Annotated in this window: 19 protein-coding genes and 1 pseudogene; 9 read left to right on the forward strand and 11 right to left on the reverse strand. The window is 70.2% G+C overall.

Annotation, left to right across the window (positions count from 1 at the left end):
• Positions 1–3: 3 nt before the first annotated feature.
• The gene (locus LRS04_RS07445; protein WP_257815813.1) at positions 4–843 is read right to left on the reverse strand and encodes an acyl-CoA thioesterase II; all 840 of its coding nucleotides are present in this window, start codon (positions 841–843) and stop codon (positions 4–6) included.
• 89 nt (positions 844–932) lie between these two features.
• Between LRS04_RS07445 and LRS04_RS07450 the strand changes: the two genes are divergently transcribed.
• Entirely contained in the window at positions 933–1391 is a 459-nt protein-coding gene (locus LRS04_RS07450) for a GFA family protein (protein WP_257815814.1), read from the forward strand.
• A gap of 59 nt (positions 1392–1450) precedes the next feature.
• Here LRS04_RS07450 and rplS read toward each other — a convergent pair whose 3' ends face one another.
• The 3 genes and pseudogenes from rplS to LRS04_RS07465 form a co-directional block, all read right to left on the reverse strand.
• A complete protein-coding gene (rplS, locus tag LRS04_RS07455; RefSeq protein ID WP_257815815.1) occupies positions 1451–1849 on the reverse strand; it encodes a 50S ribosomal protein L19 in 399 nt (132 codons plus the stop codon).
• 38 nt (positions 1850–1887) lie between these two features.
• Positions 1888–2581: pseudogene (gene trmD, locus LRS04_RS07460) on the reverse strand (tRNA (guanosine(37)-N1)-methyltransferase TrmD).
• 39 nt (positions 2582–2620) lie between these two features.
• Entirely contained in the window at positions 2621–3253 is a 633-nt protein-coding gene (locus tag LRS04_RS07465; RefSeq protein ID WP_257815816.1) for a hypothetical protein, read from the reverse strand.
• 95 nt (positions 3254–3348) lie between these two features.
• Here LRS04_RS07465 and LRS04_RS07470 point away from each other — a divergent pair, with 95 nt between their 5' ends.
• Both LRS04_RS07470 and LRS04_RS07475 read left to right on the forward strand, forming a co-directional pair.
• Positions 3349–4533, forward strand: a complete 1185-nt coding sequence (locus tag LRS04_RS07470) for a retropepsin-like aspartic protease (RefSeq protein ID WP_257815817.1) — start codon at positions 3349–3351, stop codon at positions 4531–4533.
• 58 nt (positions 4534–4591) lie between these two features.
• On the forward strand, positions 4592–5452 hold the full coding sequence (locus tag LRS04_RS07475) for an acyl-CoA thioesterase II (protein ID WP_257815818.1): 861 nt from the start codon (positions 4592–4594) through the stop codon (positions 5450–5452).
• Positions 5453–5572: 120 nt separating this feature from the next.
• Here the strand turns inward: LRS04_RS07475 and rimM are convergent, their stop codons facing one another.
• The 3 genes from rimM to ffh form a co-directional block, all read right to left on the reverse strand.
• Positions 5573–6094 (reverse strand): ribosome maturation factor RimM, encoded by a 522-nt coding sequence (rimM, locus tag LRS04_RS07480; protein WP_257815819.1) that lies wholly within the window; start codon positions 6092–6094, stop codon positions 5573–5575.
• A gap of 101 nt (positions 6095–6195) precedes the next feature.
• A complete protein-coding gene (gene rpsP, locus LRS04_RS07485) occupies positions 6196–6768 on the reverse strand; it encodes a 30S ribosomal protein S16 (RefSeq protein WP_257815820.1) in 573 nt (190 codons plus the stop codon).
• Positions 6769–6794: 26 nt separating this feature from the next.
• On the reverse strand, positions 6795–8321 hold the full coding sequence (gene ffh / locus LRS04_RS07490; RefSeq protein WP_257815821.1) for a signal recognition particle protein: 1527 nt from the start codon (positions 8319–8321) through the stop codon (positions 6795–6797).
• Between the two features lie 242 nt (positions 8322–8563).
• On the opposite strand from ffh, the gene LRS04_RS07495 reads away from it, so the two are divergent.
• Positions 8564–9100 carry a methylated-DNA--[protein]-cysteine S-methyltransferase gene (locus LRS04_RS07495; protein WP_257815822.1) on the forward strand — a complete coding sequence of 179 codons (537 nt, stop codon included), beginning with the start codon at positions 8564–8566 and terminating at the stop codon, positions 9098–9100.
• A gap of 9 nt (positions 9101–9109) precedes the next feature.
• Here LRS04_RS07495 and LRS04_RS07500 read toward each other — a convergent pair whose 3' ends face one another.
• From LRS04_RS07500 to LRS04_RS07510, 3 genes are all read right to left on the reverse strand, one after another.
• A complete protein-coding gene (locus LRS04_RS07500; protein WP_257815823.1) occupies positions 9110–11230 on the reverse strand; it encodes a M3 family metallopeptidase in 2121 nt (706 codons plus the stop codon).
• A gap of 81 nt (positions 11231–11311) precedes the next feature.
• Positions 11312–11956, reverse strand: coding sequence for a TetR/AcrR family transcriptional regulator (locus tag LRS04_RS07505; RefSeq protein ID WP_257815824.1), 645 nt, complete (start codon positions 11954–11956; stop codon positions 11312–11314).
• Between the two features lie 14 nt (positions 11957–11970).
• Positions 11971–12273, reverse strand: coding sequence for a hypothetical protein (locus LRS04_RS07510; RefSeq protein ID WP_257815825.1), 303 nt, complete (start codon positions 12271–12273; stop codon positions 11971–11973).
• A gap of 117 nt (positions 12274–12390) precedes the next feature.
• Here LRS04_RS07510 and LRS04_RS07515 point away from each other — a divergent pair, with 117 nt between their 5' ends.
• Complete coding sequence (locus LRS04_RS07515; protein WP_257815826.1) at positions 12391–13242, forward strand: glutamate racemase; 852 nt, start codon at positions 12391–12393, stop codon at positions 13240–13242.
• 11 nt (positions 13243–13253) lie between these two features.
• Positions 13254–13784 (forward strand): ATPase, encoded by a 531-nt coding sequence (locus LRS04_RS07520; protein ID WP_257815827.1) that lies wholly within the window; start codon positions 13254–13256, stop codon positions 13782–13784.
• A 280-nt stretch (positions 13785–14064) separates the two neighbouring features.
• On the opposite strand, the gene LRS04_RS07525 is transcribed toward LRS04_RS07520, so the two are convergent.
• On the reverse strand, positions 14065–14271 hold the full coding sequence (locus tag LRS04_RS07525) for a hypothetical protein (protein ID WP_257815828.1): 207 nt from the start codon (positions 14269–14271) through the stop codon (positions 14065–14067).
• Between the two features lie 305 nt (positions 14272–14576).
• Here LRS04_RS07525 and LRS04_RS07530 point away from each other — a divergent pair, with 305 nt between their 5' ends.
• Genes LRS04_RS07530 through LRS04_RS07540 form a run of 3 tightly spaced genes read left to right on the forward strand, consistent with a single transcriptional unit; the run spans position 14577 to position 19142 of the window.
• On the forward strand, positions 14577–15485 hold the full coding sequence (locus LRS04_RS07530; RefSeq protein ID WP_257815829.1) for a hydrogen peroxide-inducible genes activator: 909 nt from the start codon (positions 14577–14579) through the stop codon (positions 15483–15485).
• Between the two features lie 56 nt (positions 15486–15541).
• Positions 15542–17338 carry an ATP-binding protein gene (locus LRS04_RS07535; RefSeq protein ID WP_257815830.1) on the forward strand — a complete coding sequence of 599 codons (1797 nt, stop codon included), beginning with the start codon at positions 15542–15544 and terminating at the stop codon, positions 17336–17338.
• A complete protein-coding gene (locus LRS04_RS07540) occupies positions 17322–19142 on the forward strand; it encodes an ATP-binding protein (RefSeq protein WP_257815831.1) in 1821 nt (606 codons plus the stop codon). The genes LRS04_RS07535 and LRS04_RS07540 overlap by 17 nt, the downstream gene beginning before the upstream one ends.

The raw sequence follows: 19142 nt of genomic DNA on the forward strand, positions 1-19142 counted from the left end.
CGGTCACCCGCGGCGGGGCGTGTGCAGCATGTTCGAGCCGCCGGTGGCGACGAGCCGGCCGTCGTCGGTCCACAGCCGGCTGCGGCCGTGGATCAGGCCGGCCCGGGCGGTGTCGGCGACCACATCCATCAGCAGCCATTCCGCGCCCGCCGGCGGCTCGTGGAACCAGATCGCCAGGTCGAGGCTGGGGGCGATGTAGTCCGGCGCCTCCGCCTTCGTGCTGTGGTGGGTCGGCCAGATCAGGGTGTCGATCAGCACGCAGGCCTGGGTGAAATCGCAGAACGGATCGCCCCCGGCGTCGAAGCCCGGGAAGGAATACCATTGCGTCAGGGTCGCCGGCCGCGCTTCGCGCGGCGCGTCGAACGGCTTCCAGGCGATGGGCTTGCTCTCGATGTTGCGCCAGAAGACGTGGGGATCGGGCGCGCTGTCGCCATAGTGGTCGCGCACATGCTGGCCGAAGGTCTTGAGGCCTTCGTGCGGCGGAGCCTCCGGCATCGCCGCCTCGGCCACGCGGGGGCCATCGTCCCGCGCCACGGTCCAGACCTGGGCCTGCAGGAACGCCTTGCCGGCCTGGATCATCTCGACATTGAGCAGCCAGGCGCTGCGGCCCTGCTTCACCGGGGTCACCCGGCATTCGGTCTCGCCGAAGCCGCCCACGCCCAGGTACTGGACGGAGAGGCTGGCCGGCCGGTGTCCCGCCGGGACCTGCGCGCCGGCCGCGCGCAGGGCGATCGCCGAGACGTAGCCGCCGTTCGGGCCCCAGATCTCCCAGTCGCGCGAGAGGTCGGCGACCAGCCGTTCGCCGTCCCGCCGGACGGCGGTGTCCACATGCAGAAGGCCCATGATGCTCCCCCGAATAGGAGAGGCTGACGTAGTCAAGCTTCGCCGCCCGCGCTAGGTCTGGGCGAACGCAGATCTCCGGGATTTTTCAGATGACGGAGCGTGCACTGTCCGGCGGCTGCCTGTGCGGAGAGGTCCGGTTCGAGGTGACCGGGCCCCTGGTGGTGGGCTTCGCCTGCTGCTGCACGGAATGCCAGAAGGCGTCGGGCTCGGCCTTCAGCATGTCGGTGCTGGCGATGGCCGGCGACTTCCAGGTGACGGCGGGCGAACCCCGGCTCTGGATGCGGCCGGGCCCCTCGGGCCAGGCCAGCGCGCAGTATGCCTGCCCGACCTGCAGCGCCCGGACCCACGCGCGGCCGGGCTATTCCGACGCGGTGGTGTCGATCCGCACGGGCGCGCTGGACCGGGGCCGCGAGGTGACGCCGGCGGCGTTCTTCTGGACCCGTGAGGCGCCGGAGTGGTTCGAGCCGCCGGAGGGTGTGCTGGCCTACGAGACCCAGCCGGCCGACCTGGCCGAGGTGGTCGCCGCCTGGCGGGCGCGGCAGGCCTGAACGAAGACGGCGGCCGCATCGCTGCGGCCGCCGCCTGGAATTCTGGTGTCCGCAGACGCCTAGGCTTCGGTGGTTTCCGGGGCCTCGTCGGTCGAGCGGGTCATCTGGCGCTCGGCGATCCGGGCCGACTTACCGCGACGGTCGCGCAGGTAGTAGAGCTTGGCGCGACGGACGACGCCGCGGCGCTTAACTTCGATGCTTTCGATCATCGGCGACATCACCGGGAACACGCGTTCCACGCCTTCGCCGAAGGAGATCTTGCGGACGGTGAAGGACTCGTCGACGCCCTGGCCCTGGCGGGCGATGCAGACGCCCTCGTAGGCCTGGACGCGTTCGCGTTCGCCTTCCTTGATCTTCACGTTCACGCGGACGGTGTCGCCCGGCTGGAACGTCGGGATCCTCTTGTTGGCGAGGAGGCGGTCGGCCTCTTCCTTACGGAGCTGTTCGATCACGTTCATGGTCTTTGATCCTCTCGGGCTTGAACGCCCTTTGCCTGTCAGTTGGCGGGACGCTTGGCCCAGAGGTCCGGGCGTCGCTCCCGCGTGGTCTTCTCCCGCTCGTCCTGCCGCCACTTGCGGATGGCCGCGTGGTTGCCGGACAGCAGCACCTCGGGGATGTCGAGCCCTTCGAACGTCCGCGGTCTCGTGAACTGCGGATGCTCGAGGAGCCCGTCCTCGAAGCTTTCTTCACTCAGGCTCTCGGCCTGGCCCAACACACCGGGCACGAGCCGAACGCAAGCCTCGATCGCCACCAGGGCCGCCGCCTCGCCGCCGGCGAGGACCGCGTCTCCGACGGAGACCTCCTCGAACCCCCGGGCGTCGAGCACCCGCTGGTCCACCCCCCTCGAAACGACCGCAAAGGACGATCAGGCCGGGCCCCTGGGCCCATTCCCGAACGCGCGCCTGGGTGAGGGGACGACCCCGGGCGCTCATGTACAAAAGCGGACGTCCGCGCCGCTCCACGCTGTCCAGCGCGGAGGCGATCACGTCGGCCCGCATCACCTGTCCCGGACCGCCACCCGCAGGGGTGTCGTCGAGGAAGCCGCGCTTATCTGTGGAAAAGCCCCGAATGTCCACCGTTTCCAGCGTCCAGAGGCCGTGCTCGCGCCAGGCGGTCCCAATGAGCGAGACGCCCAGCGGGCCGGGGAAGGCCTCGGGAAACATGGTCAGGACGGTGGCGTCGAAGGACATCGCGGCTGAAAGGACCGGCGAAGCTCGCGACGTCAAGCCTCAGGATTGGAAGAACATCAGGCAGTAGTGGCCTTGAAGATGGAAGCGCTCTCCAAGCAGGCCCGCATGCTTAAAAGTCGGAGGATCGGCGCCATCCGGATCATAAGGTGGCACCGGCGTTGGCGGCGGCGCGGGCCGCTCCGGACAATTCTCTTCGTCGTAGACGAGCCCGAAGTAGGTCGGAAAGAGCGTCGGCGGCTCGCGACTCCATTGGAAGTCGATCGCATTCATCGAGTCCAGGCGAGCCCAGACGAGGCCATGGCTCTTGCCGCTGCGCGCCTGACCGAACCGACCTGCCTTGAACTCAGCGACAACCGCTTCGTAGGCTGGTTTCTGCCGCAGGAAATTCAGGCGTGCGGCGACCGGCAGCAGGACCGGTTGCGCAACGACCCAGCCGACCGCTACGGCTGCCGCGCCGAGAACGACCAAGGTCGCTGTCCGGCGCCTCGCCCCGAAGACAATCCTGAGAGCGCCCCAGGCGAGAAGCAGCAACGGTGCCGCGAAGAGGATCGTGACGTTGAAGATCGTGAACGTGTCGTGGTTCAGCGCCTGCATCATGACAAAGAAACAGAGCGTCCAGACGGCCAGGATCAGGAGCCAGGCCACGAACACCGCGGGCAGCAGGTTCTGCATGATCTCGTCTCGCCGCCGCCCGCTCGCCATGCCCAATATCCTGTCCTAAGAGGGGAACCCTGGAACCGCGTCGCGAGAAGCGCAACCTTACCGTCATGTTGAAGTTTCGATCTCGCAACGTCCTGATCGGTGTGGCGCTCGCCCTCCTGGTGACGCCCGCCCAGGCCGCCCAGGCGCCGACGCCGGCCCAGGCGACGGTGGCGCATTCCACCTATTTCGACTTCCTCCAGGAGCGGCAGGTCCTGTTCCCCATGCGGATCAACGGCCGGCTCGTGGAGGCCTGGCTGGACTCGGGCGCGAGCTCGACGGTGGTGGACGCCCGGGTGGCCGCGAGCCTAGGCCTGCCGCTCGGCGAGGTGGTCCGCGCCCAGGGCGTGGCGGGCCGGGTGGACGGCGTGCGCCTGGCCCGCGCCGACCTGCAGCTCGGCGACCTCGCCCTGCCGGGCCGGGCGGTGGCGGTGATGGACCTCGACGTGCTGGCCGAGGTGGTGCCCAGGCCGGTGCAGGTCATCCTCGGCCGCGACGTGTTCGACAGCGCCGTCCTCGACATCGACTTCCGGACCCGGGAGATCGCCTTCCTGGCGCGCCACGACTTCCGGCCGCCGCCGGTCGATCCCCTGCCCCTGACCACGGCCGGCAACCTGCGCGCCTTCCCGATCCGCATCGGCGGCGTCGCCACGCCGGCCATCCTCGATCTCGGCAACTCCGGAGCCCTGCTGATCGACCGGGATTTCGCCGACGCGAACCGCCTGCTCGACGGCCGCGCGGTCTCGACCCAGCTCTCGGTGGGCGTCGACGGTCCGCGCGAGAGCGCGGTGGCGAGCGTCGACAAGGTGGAGATCGGCGGGGTGAGCTTCGACGACGTGCCGACCGTCGCCACCGTCGGCCTGGTGGCGCGGGCCCCGGCCAACGTCGGCCTCGCCCTCCTGTCGCGGTTCCACGTGACCGTCGACTTCGCCGGCGACCGGCTGTGGCTGCAGCCCTACCCGGGGAGCGAGGAGGCGCCGTTCCGCAAGAACCGGGCGGGCCTGTCCGTGGTGGCCGAGGGCGACCGCCTGCGCGTCACCCACGTGGCGCGCGGCAGTCCGGCCGAGGCGGCAGGGTGGGGGGGTCGGGACCCTGATCACCGCCATCGACGGCAAGGCCATCACGCCCGCCTACGCCCAGAGCCCGCTGTTCCGCTGGGCCAACGGTCCGGCGGGCAAGGTGGTCGCCCTGACCCTGGCGGACGGCAGCCGCCGCGTGCTGCGTCTCGCCGACTACTACTGACCTTGCCGTAGGGGCGGCCGGCGCGTAAGCCAGCCGCCTTCGCAGTCGCAGCATCCCCGGGACGGACGCATGGACATCAGCACCCTGGTGCAGTCGCTGAATCTGGAGCGGCTGGAGGTCAATCTCTTCCGCGGGACGACGCCCGACGAGGAGTCCCGCCAGCGGATCTACGGCGGCCAGGTGATCGCCCAGGCGCTGAACGCGGCCTACGAGACCGTCGAGGATCGCGTCTGCCATTCGCTGCACTGCTATTTCATCCGCCCCGGCGACCCCAATGTGCCGATCATCTTCGAGGTCGACCGCTCGCGTGACGGCGGCAGCTTCACCACGCGGCGGGTGATCGCCGTCCAGCACGGCCAGCAGATCTTCAACCTCGCCGCCTCCTTCCAGGTGGAGGAGGAGGGGTACGAGCACCAGTCGGACATGCCCGACGCCCCGCCGGTCGACAGCGTTCCCGACGACTTCGAGACCGCCAGGGCGGCGCTCAAGAACGCCCCGCCGGCGGCCCGCGAATGGCTGGAGCGCCCGCGTCCCATCGAGATGCGCACGGTCGGCGGCCGCATGGACCACAAGCCCGAGCCGCGCGAGCCGCGCCAGCAGCTCTACTTCCGCGCCCGGGACCCGATCGGCCCCGACCCGCACCTGCACCAGGTGATCCTGGCCTATGCCTCGGACATGAGCCTGCTCGGCACCGCGATCCGGCCGCACGGGGTCTCCTGGCAGACGCCCGGCTTCCAGTCGGCCAGCCTCGACCACGCCATGTGGTTCCACCGGCCGACCGACTTCAACGAATGGCACCTCTACCACCAGGAAAGCCCCTCGGCCTCGGGCGGACGGGGCTTCAACCTCGGCTACATCTACCGGGTCTCGGACGGGGCGCTGGTGGCCTCCTGCGCCCAGGAAGGCCTGATGCGGATGCGGAAGAGGTAGGCCCTCTCCCTACCCTCTCCCTCTCTTCGCTGCGCTCGGGGAGAGGAGCGCTCGGCGCAGGCCTCGGAATTCTCCTCCTGTCCCCCCCCGAAGCGGAGAGGGAGATGGCAGGGAGAGGGCTTACGCCGTTTCGTCACCCTCGGTCTCAGCCGGCCGGACCGCAATCACCTTGCCGTCGGCGATCCGCACCTCCGGCACGGCTTCCCGGGTGAAGGGCAGCCACCAGCTCGCGCCCTGCGGCGGCTGGACCTCGATGAGGTCGCCGGCGCCGAAGTCCTCGACGTTGCGGACGCGGCCGAGCGGCTCGCCCTCCGGCGTCTCGACGGCAAGGCCGATCAGGTCGGTGACGTAGAACTCGTCCTCCTCCGGCGCGGGGAGGGCGTCTCTCGGGATATAGAGCTTGAGACCGCGCAGGGCCTCGGCCTGCTCGCGGGTCTCGACCTCCTTCGTGCGGACGACGATCGCGCCCTTGGCGGGACGTCCGGAGTTCAGCGTCAGGGCCGGCGAACCGTCCTCGCGCATCAGGGTCTTGTAGTCGAGAAGGGCCATCGGGTCGGCGGTGAAGCTGGTGATGCGGACATCACCCTTCACGCCGAACGCCCCGGCCACGCGGCCGACAAGGATCAGGTTGGGCTTTTCCATGCGCCGCAAACCCTATCCCGCTCACCCCGGCGAACGCCGGGGCCCAGGCTGATCGCGGCCTGGATTCCGGCTTCCGCCGGAATGAGCGGAGGAAGGGTGTCTTAGGCCTTCTCTTCGCCTTCGGTGGCGGGCGCGGCTTCCTCGGCCGGAGCTTCGGCAGCCGGAGCTTCCTCGGCGGCGGCTTCAGCGGCCGGAGCCTCTTCAGCGGCGGCCTCGGCGGCCGGGGCTTCCTCGGCGGCGGGAGCTTCGGCGGCGACCTCTTCAGCGGCCGGGGCGGCTTCTTCCTCGACCGGGGCCGGCGGCGGGTTGGCGGCGGCCTCGGCGGCGGCGGCGGCGCGGTCGGCTTCCTTCTGGGCCTTCTCCTCGGCGCGTTCCTTGGCCTTCGTGCCCGGTTCGCCCTTCTTCGGGTTGCTGCTGTTGGTCCAGGAGCCGATGCCCTGCTTGGCCAGTTCGCGGGCCACGCGGTCGGTCGGCTGGGCGCCCTTGCCCATCCACTCCTGGATGCGCTCGGCCTTCAGCACGACGCGGTTCGGGTCGTCCTTCTTGAGCAGCGGGTTGTAGGAGCCGACCTTCTCGATGAAGCGGCCGTCGCGGGGCGAGTGGCTGTCGGCGACGACGATCGAGTAGTAGGGGCGCTTCTTGGCGCCGCCACGGGCGAGACGGATCTTCAGCATTTCATTAAGTCCTTGGTCTTGCAGTTCTATTTCTTGAACGGGTTGAAGCCCGGGGGCAGTCCGCCGCCGCCCAGGCCAGGAAGTTTCAGCCCACCGGGGCCGCCGAGGCCGGGCAGTTTGGACGCGGCCTCCTCGATCTCTGCTTGCGTCGGCGCAGGCATCTTGCCGCCGCCGAGCGTCTTGAGGCGATCCATGCCGCCGCCGCCGCCCCCGCCCAGCATCTGGGCCATCTGGGCGAAGCCCTTGCCGCCGCCCTTGCTCATCATCTTGAAGGCGTCGGCCATCTGCCGGTGCTGCTTCAGGAGCCGGTTGACCTCGGCGACGTCGACGCCGGCGCCGGCCGCGATGCGGCGCTTGCGCGAGGCCTGCAGCAGGTCGGGCTTCTTCCGCTCCTGCTTGGTCATCGATGAGATGATCGCCACCTGGCGGTCGAACACCTTGTCGGTGATGCCGCTCTCGGAGATCTGCTTCTTCACCTTCTGGACGCCCGGCAGGAAGCCCATCAGGCCCTCCATGCCGCCCATCTTCTTCATCTGGGCGAGCTGGTCGGCCATCATCTCCAGGTCGAACTGGCCCTTGGCCAGCTTGCGGGCCATGGCCTCGGCCTTGGCCGCGTCGATGTCCTGGGCGGCCTTCTCCACGAGGGCGACGACGTCGCCCTGGCCGAGGATGCGGCCGGCGACCCGGCGGGCGTCGAAGACGTCGAGGCCGTCGATCTTCTCGGAGACGCCGAGGAACTTGATCGGCAGGCCGGTGACCGCGCGCATGGAGAGCGCCGCGCCGCCGCGGCCGTCGCCGTCGGCGCGGGTCAGGACGAGGCCGGTCAGGGGCAGGCGCTCGTGAAAGGCCTTGGCGGTGCGCACCGCGTCCTGGCCGGTCAGGCTGTCGGCGACCAGCAGGGTCTCGCTGGGCGAGCTGATGCGCGCGATCTCGGCGGCTTCCGACATCATCGCCTCGTCCAGCGTCGTGCGGCCGGCGGTGTCGAGGATCAGGACGTCGTAGCCCTGCAGCTTGGCCGCGCTCATCGCCCGCTTGGCGATGTCCGGGGCGGCCTGGCCGGCGACGATCGGCAGGCTCTCCACGCCGGCCTGGGTCGCCAGCATGGCGAGCTGCTCCATGGCGGCGGGACGGCGGGTGTCGAGCGAGGCGACGAGGACCTTCTTGCGCTCCTTGGCGAGGCGCAGGGCGAGCTTGCCGGCGGTGGTCGTCTTGCCCGAGCCCTGCAGGCCGGCCATCAGGATCACGGTCGGCGGGTTCAGCGAGAGGTTCAGCCCCGCGGGCTCGCCCTCGCCGCCCAGCATGTCCACGAGGCCGTCGTAGGTGATCTTCACCACCTGGTCGGCCGGACGCACCGAGCGGATCACCGCCTCGCCGGTGGCCTGTTCCTTCGCCTTGGCGATGAAGTCGCGCACGACCGGCAGCGCCACGTCGGCTTCCAGCAGCGCGATGCGGACTTCGCGCAGCGCCTCGTCCACGTCCTTCTCGGACAGCACGCCCTTGCCGCCGAGACGGTCAAAGACGGAGGACAGGCGATCTGTCAGTGCGTCGAACAAGCTCGTACTCCATAAGCCCAAACGCGATCGACCCCCGTGGACGATTGCGTCGACGGGGGCCTCGCCGCCCTCGTCCCATATGGTGATGGGGGTCGTGGCGGTGGAGGGCGCTGATCGAGATCAGGCCGGAAGGGCGCGCTTATGCGCCTGTGGATGGATCAGGTCAAGAATTCCATCCCCCGCCGCCCATCGATGTCCGAAAGCCGCCAGCGGATTTCGGCGAACGGGCGTATCTGGAGGCCATGACCTGCTACGCCCTCTTCGAGACCGCCATCGGCTGGGCCGGCGTCGCGTGGAACGACGCGGGCCTCGTCGCCTGCCACCTGCCGGAGCGCGAGGCCGAGACGGCGCGGGCCGGCTTCCTGCGCCGCTTCCCGGACGCGTCGGAAGCGACGATCCCCGAACGCCTGGCTCTGACGATCGCCGGCATCCAGGCGCTGATGCGCGGCGAGAAGGCGGACCTGTCCGACGCCCCGCTCGACCTGTCGCGCACGCCGGAGTTCCACGCGAAGGTCTATGAGATCGCCCGTCGCATCCCGGCCGGCGAGACCCTGACCTATGGCGAGATCGCCGTGCAGCTCGGCGACCGGCTGCTGGCCCAGGACGTCGGCCAGGCGCTCGGCAAGAACCCCTGGCCGATCGTCGTCCCCTGCCACCGGGTGACGGCGGCCGGCGGCAAGCTCGGCGGCTTCTCGGCCCGCGGCGGCGCCCAGACCAAGCTCAGGCTGCTCGCCATCGAGGGCGCCAAGGCCGCCGCTCAGGGCGACCTCTTCGCCTGATCCGCGGGCCTAGGTCGTCGGGAAGCCCTTGTCGCGCAGGTAGGCCTTCACGTCCGGGTCGCGGCCGCGGAAGGCGCGGTACTGCTCGCGCGGGTGGACGGAGTTGCCCTTCGACATGACCTCGTCGTGCAGCTTCCTGGCGACGGCCTTGTCGTAGAGGCCGCCGGGCGCCTCCTTGAACGCCTCGACGGCGTCCAGCGCGATCACCTCGGACCACAGGTAGGAGTAGTAGCCAGCCGAGTAGCCGTCGGACGAGAAGATGTGCCCGAACTGCGGGGTTCGGTGGCGCATCGGCAGCTCGTCCGGCATGCCGAGCTTCTTCAGCTCCTCGCGCTCGAAGGCGTCCGGGTCGATGTCGGCGTCGCCGGCCAGGTGCAACTTCATGTCGATCATGGCCGAGGCCAAGTACTCGGTGACGTCGAAGCCCTGGCGGAAGGTCGACGCCTTCTCGATCTTGGCGACCAGGTCGGCGGGGATCGGCTTGCCGGTCTGATGGTGCAGGGCGAAGCGGTTCAGCACCTGCGGCGTCGGCAGCCAGCTCTCGTTCACCTGGCTCGGGAACTCCACGTAATCGCGGAACACCCGCGTGCCGGCGACCGACGGATAGGTCACCGCCGAGTTCAGGCCGTGCAGGGCGTGGCCGAACTCGTGGAACATGGTCTGGGCGTCGTCCCAGGAGATCAGCACCGCCTCGCCGGGCGCGCCCTTCACGAAGTTCGAGTTGTTCGAGACGATCGTGGTGACCTTCCCCTGGAAGGTCTCCTGGCCCCGATAGGCGTTCATCCAGGCGCCCGAGCGCTTGCCCTGGCGGGCGTAGGGATCGAAGTACCAGAGGCCGATGTGCTCAGGCCCGCGCTTCACCTCCCAGACCGTCACGTCGGGATGCTGCACCGGCACGCCGGTCACCGGGTGGAACGAGAAGCCGTAGAGCTCGCCCGAGGCCCAGAACATGCCCTCGCGGAGCTTGTCGAGCTGCAGGTAGGGCTTGGCCTCGTTCATATCGAGGTCGTAGCGCGCCTTGCGGACCTTCTCGGCGTAGTAGCGGTAGTCCCAGGGCGCGATCTTGATCTTCGCTCCTTCCCTGTCGGCGATGGCCTGCATCTCGGCCACCTCCTCGCGGACGCGCGCGGTGGCCGACGGCCAGACCCGCATCATCAGCGCCATGGCGGCGTCGGGCGTCTCGGCCATGGAGTTGTTGGCCAGCCGCCAGTGGGCATGGGTCGGGAAGCCGAGGATCCTCGCCCGCTCCACCCGGAGCTTGAGGATGCGCTTGATGACCGCGTTGTTGTCGTGGGCGTCGCCGTTGTCGCCGCGGCTGTAGAAGGTCTTCCAGACCTTCTCGCGCAGGTCGCGGCGGGCCGAGTAGGTGAGGAACGGGTCCACCGACGAGCGGGTGTTGGCGATGCCGTACTCGCCGGGCTTGCCACGGTCCTTGGCCACCGAGGCGGCGGCGGCGCGCACGTCGGCGGGCAGGCCCTCGAGGTCGGCCGCCTTCAGGTAGAGGACATAGGCGTCCTCGTCGTGCAGCAGGTTCTGGTTGAAGGTGGTGAAGAGGCCGGCCAGTTCGGTGTTGATCTGGGCGACGCGGGCCTTCTGCTCCGGATTGAGCCGCGCGCCGGCGCGGACGAAGGCGTTCCAGCGCAGCTCGGTGACCCGCTTCTGCTCGGGCGTCAGCCCCGTGTGCTCGCGGTGCTGATAGACCGCGTCGATGCGCTGGAAGAGCCTGGCGTTCTGCAGGATCCTGTCGGCGTGGGCGGCGAGCTTCGGCTCCATCTCCTTCTCCACGGCCCGCACCTCGGGCGTCGACAGCGTGTCGCTCCAGATGCCGTAGTAGGTCGAGACCCGGTCGCCGGCCCGGCCGGTGGCCTCCAGCGCGGCGATGGTGTTCTCGAAGGTCGGGGCCGCCGGGTTATTGGCGATGGCGTCCACCTCGGCCAGCTCCTGGGCCATGGCGGCCTCCAGCGCCGGCTTGAAGTCGGCGACCTTCACCTTGTCGAAGGCCGGCACGCCGCCGAACGGGCCGGTCCAGGGGGCGAGCAGCGGGCTCGTGGACTGGGCCAGCACGCCGGCCGGCAGGGCGGACGTGGCGGCGAGGGCGGTGGAAGCGGCAAGGAACGTGCGCCGGCGCATGGGCTCTCCAGGGCGAAAATCGCAAAGTCGCCGGGACCTTAGGCAGGCCCGCCCTGAACGTCACATGACAGGAAGGTAATGTTACGTCGCGGCGGTGTCGTAGGCGCCTTCCGCCGCGGCGGCGCTGATCGCTGCGGCGTCCTCCGGATCGAGGCCGAAGGCCACGAACAGCATGGCGATGAGCTCGATCGCCTTCTCGGGCTGGGTGGAGCCCACCAACATGTCGCGCTGGGCCATGCGGAGCATGCCGAAGGTGAGGGTCGAGGCGGCGCGCGGGTCGCAGGCGCGGAACCGGCCCCGCTCCACGCAGCGCGCAAAGGCCGCCATGAAGCGCTCCTCCATCAGCGACTGCCGCGCCGCGCCCGCCGGGATCAGCCGCAGCAGCACCCAGCCGCGCACCGGATCGCGGATCGCCATGGCGAAGCCGAGGTGCAGCCGACGCGCCAGGTCCCGGGCCGGATCCTCGTCGAACGGGAGGGCGTCGAGCAGGTGGCCCATGCTGGCGGCAATGCTCTGGTTGAGCGCCGCGACCAGGTCCGCGAGCGAGGGGAAGTAGTTGTAGAAGGTGCCGCGGGAGACGCCGGCCGCGGCCACGAAGTCCTCGATGGAGGCGGCGTCCACGCCCTTCTCGGCGATCACCCGCTCGGCGGCGGCCAGCAGCCGGTCCCGCGTCTGGGCGCGCTTCGCCTCCGCCGCGGCGGCCCGGGCGGCAAGGTTCACCTGCATCGGCTTGCGGCCGGTCAGGCGTGCTCCTTCAGGTGCAGCTTCAGCATCTGGGCGACGACGCGGGCGTTCGGCTCGTCCTGCTTCTCGTGCGCGGCGATCTCATGCTCCAGCGCCGTGACCATTTCGTGGTGCGACAGGGCGGAGATGCTCATCAGCGCGCGAACCGTGGCGCGACACAGCGCCATGGCCGTGAGCAGGTCCAGGTCCTCGCCGCCCGACGCCTCGGCGCGCAGGCGGCTCATGCGGTCCGTGACCGCGCTGCGGGCGAACGCGCCCGCCACCGCCTCCGACTGGCTCCGCCGCGACGAATAGCCCATCCGACTCGCCCTTCCCGTGAAAACGGCGTCCGGATGACACAGTTGTCAAACTGACGCAACTGTCATTCCGAAAAACCGGACTGGCGGCGATTCACCGCCGCTACTAACACCATCGGCATGGCCATCGGCGTGTTCGACTCCGGGGTGGGCGGCCTGACCGTCCACCACAAGCTCGTGGAGCGGTTCCCCGCCGCGGACTTCGTCTATCTCGCCGACCAGGCCAACGCGCCCTACGGCGGCAAACCGGGCGAGGAGATCGTCGCCCTGACCAGGGCCGGCTGCGAGCGGCTGTTCGCCGAGGGCTGCAACCTCGTGGTCCTGGCCTGCAACACCGCCGCCAGCGTGGCGCTGCGCCGGCTGCAGCAGACCTGGCTGCCCGGCTTCCGCCGCGAGATCGGCCGGCCGGTGAACGTGCTGGGCATCGTCGTCCCGACCATCGAGGCGGCCACCGGCCTGCCGTGGGAGCACGAGGCCGAGCGGCGCGGCGACAAGGTCGAGAAGCTGGACATCGTCGGCGTCTTCTCGACGCCGGCCACAGCCGCCAGCCGCGTCTATGAGATCGAGGTCGACAAGCGCCGGCAGGACGTCGCGGTCTTCTCCGAGCCCTGCCCGGAACTGGCGCGGATGATCGAGGCCGGCGCCTCACGCGACGAGCTTCGCGAGGTGATCGGCCGGCACGCCCAGGCGCTGAAGTCGCGGATCGGCCGCTGGCCCGACCGGGCGATCCTCGGCTGCACCCACTACGAGATCGTCGCCGACCTGTTCCGCGAGGCCCTGCCGCCGGGGACGCCACTGATCCACCAGCCGGACGCCACCGCCGACGCGCTCGCCCGCTACTTCGAGCGACATCCGGAGTTCGCGGCCGGAAGCGGCGCCGTCCGTCGCTTCCTGACGACCGGCCAGCCGGGCGCCCAGCACAGCCTGGTTGAGACCTTCTGGGGAGGGCCGCTAAGCTTCGAACAGGCTTAGGGGAGGTTTCCATGAGGATCGCGCTGGCGGCCTGCGCCGCGTTGACGCTCGCCGGCGCCGCGCGCGCCGAGGTGGTCCGCCAGGACGACACCAGCTTCCAGCTCCGCAACGTCGTCCAGTCGAAGACGACGCCCCAGAAGGCCTATGCCGCGCTCGGCGAGATCGGCCGCTGGTGGAACGGCGCGCACAGCTATTCGGGCCAGGCGTCCAACCTCCGCCTCGAGCTGAAGGCCGGCGGCTGCTTCTGCGAGACCCTGCCCGACGGCGGGGGCATCGAGCACGGCCGCGTGGTCATGGCCTGGCCCTCGCAGGGCACGCTCCGCCTCGACGCCGCGCTTGGCCCCCTGCAGCAGGAGGGCGTGTCGGCGGCGCTCACGTTCGAGATCAAGCCGAAGGGCGACGGCGTCGAGATCGTCCAGACCTACGCGGTCGGCGGCGCCCGCCCGGGCATGCCCAAGGCCTTCGCCGCCGGCGTCGACGCCGTGATGCGCGAAGCCCTCACCCGCCTCGGCCGCTACGCCGAGACCGGCAAGCCGGAGTAGCCCCGACCGGCCCCTCTCCCAGGCGCGGCAGCGTCATGGGAGAGGCTGTGAGAGGGCGGTTCAGGCCGACCGCGCGGCCGCCGTCTTGGACCCCTTCGCGCCAACCTTCGGCCCAGCCGCCCTGCGCCCCTCTCCTCAGGAGAACAGTCCTTGCCACGCCTGGGCCCGCAGGCTCGCGTCTGACCATGGACTTAAGGGCAGAAATGGGCGCGGAGACGGATGTCGCGTGATGGGCGGTAGGCCAATGTCAGCTCCCGACCCTTGCGGACGTCAAAACTGCTTAATCGTCATCGGATGGGAGGCGGCGCACCCATGGCAGACGGATGCCAAAGACCCGTTCAACTCGATAGCCGATGGAGAGCGCAAGCCCTGCCATGCCGACCGCAACTGCCGCGAACGCGAGCTTGCCATTAACGACCTGCAAGATTGCGTTGGCGAGGGCCGCCCAGCCCAGTAGGCGCAGCGTCCACATGTTGAACTGGACCATTTCCCCTAAGCGCAGCGCAGGGAGGAACGATCCGTAGATCCGCGTGGGCTACGAACGACGGCTAACCACCCTCAGCGGACGTTCGACGCCTCCGCTCCGGCGAAAGGGTGTCCGGGAGGAGTGTTGGGGGGGGAGGGGGCTCCTCCCGGACGCCTGAAGACCCGGGCTGGTGGGCGCTTCAGGATGGTCTCGCAGGACAGACGGGAGGGCAGGGCCTGCGCGACGAAGGGGAGATAGGGTCGGCCCCCGCCTAGGGCCAATCGATTGGCTTTGAGATTCACATAGAGCGGGCCTATCTATGCGTCATGCTTCCGACGCTCCGCCAGCTGCAGTACCTCAAGCTCCTCGCCGAGCAGGGCAGCTTCGGCCGGGCGGCCGAAGCCGCGCATGTCACCCAGCCGACCCTGTCGGCCGGCATCCAGGAACTGGAACGCACGCTCGGAGCGGCCGTCGTCGACCGCGCCCGCTCCGGCGTGATCCTGACGGCGGTGGGCGAAGAGGCGCTGCGCCGGGCCACCGTCATCCTCAACGAGGCCGAGGAACTGGTCGAGGCGGCCCAGAACGTCGGCCAGCCCCTGACCGGCCGGTTCCGGCTGGGCGTCATCCCGACCATCGCCCCGTTCCTGCTGCCGACCGCGCTGCCGGCGCTGCGTGAACGCTTCCCGAAGCTCCGGCTCTTCCTGCGCGAAGACCTGACGCACCGCCTGATCGCCTCCCTGAAGGCGGGCCAGCTCGACGCCGCCCTGATCGCGCTCCCCTACGACATGGCCGGGCTGCAGTGGGCCCATGTGGCCGACGACGAGCTGCTCGCCGCCATGCCGAAGGGCCACCCGCTGGCCCGCCAGACGTCCGCCACCCCCGAGGCGCTGGAGAAGGAAGGGCTGATCCTGCTGGAGGACGGCCACTGCCTGCGCGAGCACGCCCTGTCGGCCTGCGGGCTGAAGCCGCCCAAGGCGTCCGACGAGGAGTCCTTCGCGGCCACCTCGCTACCGACCCTGGTTCAGATGGTGGGCTCGGGCCTCGGCGTGACCTTCCTGCCGAGGATGGCGGTCAACGCCGGCCTCGCCGACGCCGCGCCGGTGGCCGTCCGGCCGATCGACGCCGACCACCCGAGCCGCGAGATCGTCATCGCCTGGCGGGCGGGATCGAACCGCGCCGTCGAGGGCCGGCTGCTCGCCGACGTGCTCCGCAACGCGCAGCCGGAAAAAACCTAGCTGCATCAGCGTTGTCTTAACCGGCGGCAGGCATCCTACCCATTCTGGGGGGCAGAATGCCGGTCAGCACGAGTCATCACAAGCTCGCCATAACCCGGGCGAACGAGCTGTGGAGCCGGATCGTCTACGGGCTGATCATCGCGCTCGCGGTGTGGGCGGTCACGCGCACCCTCTGGCCTGTGCTCTGGTTCGCCGCCGTGGTCGCGGTCCAGTTCCTCGACCACTGGCTGGCCGCGCCCATGCGGCGCAACGAGGTCTATGTGCAGACCCGCGGCCGCGAGGTGGCCTACCTCGCGACCTTCGCCCTGAACACGGCGGTCTATTCGTCGATCTCGGTGCTCTGCTGGCTCGTGGGCGGCCTGGAAGGCCACCTGTTCGCCATCCTCATTCCCATCGGCGGCCTGCTGAACGTCGCCCTGCAGGCGCAGTCCTCGCCGAAGCTGATGCTCGCCGGCTGCCTGCCGCACGCGGCCTATCTCGTGATCCTGCCGCTGCTCTCGATCCTGTTCGAAGCGACCGCCAATCCGCTCGGCATGGCCTTCGTGATGATCGGGGGCCTGCTCTACCTGATCCATCTGGCCGTCGCGGTCCGGCGCAACGGGAAAGCTTCGCTCGACCTCAACGTGGCCCTGAAGCTCGCCAAGCAGGAGCGCCTGCGGGCCGAGCAGGCCAACCAGGCGAAGAGCGAATTCCTGACGGTGATGTCCCACGAGATCCGCACGCCGCTGAACGGCGTGCTGGGCATGGCCCAGGCCATGGCGGCCGAGGAGCTGCCCGAGCGCCAGGCCGAACGGCTGGAGGTGGTCCGCCAGTCGGGCGAGGTGCTGCTCACCCTCCTGAACGACCTGCTGGACATCTCCAAGATCGAGGCCGCCAAGCTGGACCTCGAGAAGGGGCTGGTCGACCTGCCCGAGATCGCCTCGCACGCCCAGGCGGCTTTCGCGCCGCTGGCCGCGGCGAAGGGCGTCTCCATGAAGGTCTGGGTGGCCGACGCCGCCAAGGACCTGCGCCAGGGCGACCCCATGCGGGTGCGCCAGATCCTGTTCAACCTGATCGGCAATGCCGTGAAGTTCACCGAAAGCGGCCGGATCACGGCGCGCGTCACCTCCACGGGCGACGAGGTGGTGATCGAGGTCGCCGACACCGGCCCGGGCATCGCGCCGGAGGTGGTCTCGACGCTCTTCGAACGCTTCACCCAGGCCGACGCCTCCAACGCCCGGCGCTACGGCGGGTCGGGTCTCGGCCTCTCGATCGCCCGCGGTCTGGCGCGGCTGATGGGCGGCGACATCAGCGTCCATTCCGCCCTGGGTCATGGCTCCACGTTCACCGCCCGTATGCGCCTGCCGCCGAGCGGCGAGCAGCGTCCGGCCGCGCCGGCGCCCGAGGCCGCGGCGGCGCCGGTCGCGGCGGTCCCCGCCGACGCCTCGCCCGGTGAGGAAGCCGGCGGGGAGCTGCGCATCCTGGCCGCCGAGGACAACGCCACCAACCGGCTCGTGCTCAAGACCCTGCTGGAGCAGATGGGCCTTTCGGCCACCTTCGTGGAGAACGGCCGCGAGGCGGTGGACGCCTGGCGCGCCTCGCGCTGGGACGTGATCCTGATGGATATCCAGATGCCGGAGATGGACGGCGTCACCGCCACCCGCGAGATCCGCCGGGCCGAGGCGGAGCAGGGCCTCCCGCGCACGCCGATCATCGCCCTGACCGCCAACGCCATGGCGCACCAGGTAGCGGAATACACCGCCGCCGGCATGGACGGGCTCTCGCCGAAGCCGATCCAGCTTCCGAACCTGCTCGCGACCCTGCAGTCGGTGCTGGCCTCGGGTGAGGCCGCCGCCGGTGAGGCGGCCGCCTGAGCCGGACAACCTCTTGAATAACCCCTACCACCAGCTGGCCCTCGCCAGGGCCCGCGAGCTTCCGGGCCGCATGGTCTTCGCCGTCGTGATCGCCTGCGGGGCGGCCTATGTGACCGAGAGCTTCTGGCCTGCGGTCTGGTGGGCGCTGAACGTGGGAAGCCAGCTCCTGCATCACCTCGTCGCCGCCCCATACCGGCGAGACGCCGGGCAGCCGCCGTCGAGGGCCCGGGAGGTCGCCTATCTCGCGACCCAGGCGCTGAACGGGATCATCTTCGCGGCCATCGCGCCATGGTGCTGGTTCATGGGCGGCGAGGCGGGACGCCTCGCGGCGCTGGTGATCCTTCTGGGCGGCGTCCTGAACGTCGCCGTCCTCGGCAACGTCTCCATGCTCTTCGTCCTGGTCGGGGTGCTGCCGGTGACCGTCGCCGTGCTGTCGTTGCCGATCCTGACCTGGTTCCTGGAGCCGACCGCCTCCCTCGGCGGCATGCTGTTCCTGACGTTGGGCATCATCCTCTTCGTCGCGCACCTGGTGGTCGCCGTCCGGAAATGGGAGGCGAGCGAGCGTGAACTGCGGCGTGCGCTCCGGGCGTCCAAGACCGAGCGCTTGCGGGCCGAGCGGGCCAACCGCGCCAAGAGCGACTTCCTGGCGGTGATGTCCCATGAGATCCGTACGCCGCTCAACGGCGTGCTGGGCATGGCCCAGGCCATGGAGGCCGGCCGGCTCGATCCCGACCAGCGCGAGCGGCTGGGGGTCGTGCGCCAGTCGGGCGAGGTGCTGCTGACCCTGCTGAACGACCTGCTCGACCTCTCGAAGATCGAGGCCGCCAAGCTGGAGCTGGAGGACGGTCTGGTCGACATCGCTGAGCTCGCCAGCCAAGCCCAGGCGACCTTCGCCCCCATCGCCGAGGCCAAGGGCGTCGGCGTGAAGGTCTGGGTGGCCAGCGACGCCAAGGGCGTGCGCCACGGGGACCCCATGCGGGTCCGCCAGGTGATCTACAACCTGATGAGCAATGCGGTGAAGTTCACCGAGACCGGGCGGGTGACCGCCCGGGTCACGGCCAGCGGCGACGAGCTCGTGGTCGAGGTGGCCGACACCGGGCCTGGCATCGCGCCGGACGTGCTCTCGACCCTCTTCGAGCGGTTCACCCAGGCCGACGCCTCGAACGCCCGGCGCTACGGCGGCTCCGGGCTGGGCCTCTCCATCGCCCGTGGCCTCGCGCGGATGATGGGCGGCGACATCACGGTGCATTCCGCCGTGGGCCACGGCTCGACCTTCACCGCCCGCCTGCGCCTGGCGCCGGCCGCGGTGGACCGCGCGCCGGAGCTCGCGCCGGCCCCCGCCGCGCCGGCGAGCGCGCCCGCGCCCAGGCCGGTCGCGCCGGCCGAGACCTCCGAAGGCGACCTGCGCATCCTCGCCGCCGAGGACAACGCCACCAACCGGCTCGTCCTGAAGACCCTGCTGGAGCAGGTCGGCCTTGCCGTCAGCTTCGTGGAGAACGGCCGCGAGGCGGTGGAGGTCTGGCGGACGGGGCGCTGGGACCTGATCCTGATGGACGTCCAGATGCCGGAGATGGACGGCGTCACCGCGACGCGCGAGATCCGCCGGATCGAGGCCGAAGAGGGGCTCGCCCGCACGCCCATCGTCGCCCTGACCGCCAACGCCATGGCCCACCAGGTGTCGGAATACACCGAGGCCGGCATGGACGCGCTCTCGCCCAAGCCGATCCAGCTTCCCCAGCTCGTGGCGACCATCGAGGCGGTGCTGGCGGACGCGGAGAGCGGCGGCGCCGAGGCCGCCGCCTAG

Origin of the sequence: Phenylobacterium sp. J367 (assembly GCF_024699985.1) — a bacterium.
Classification (GTDB): domain Bacteria; phylum Pseudomonadota; class Alphaproteobacteria; order Caulobacterales; family Caulobacteraceae; genus Phenylobacterium.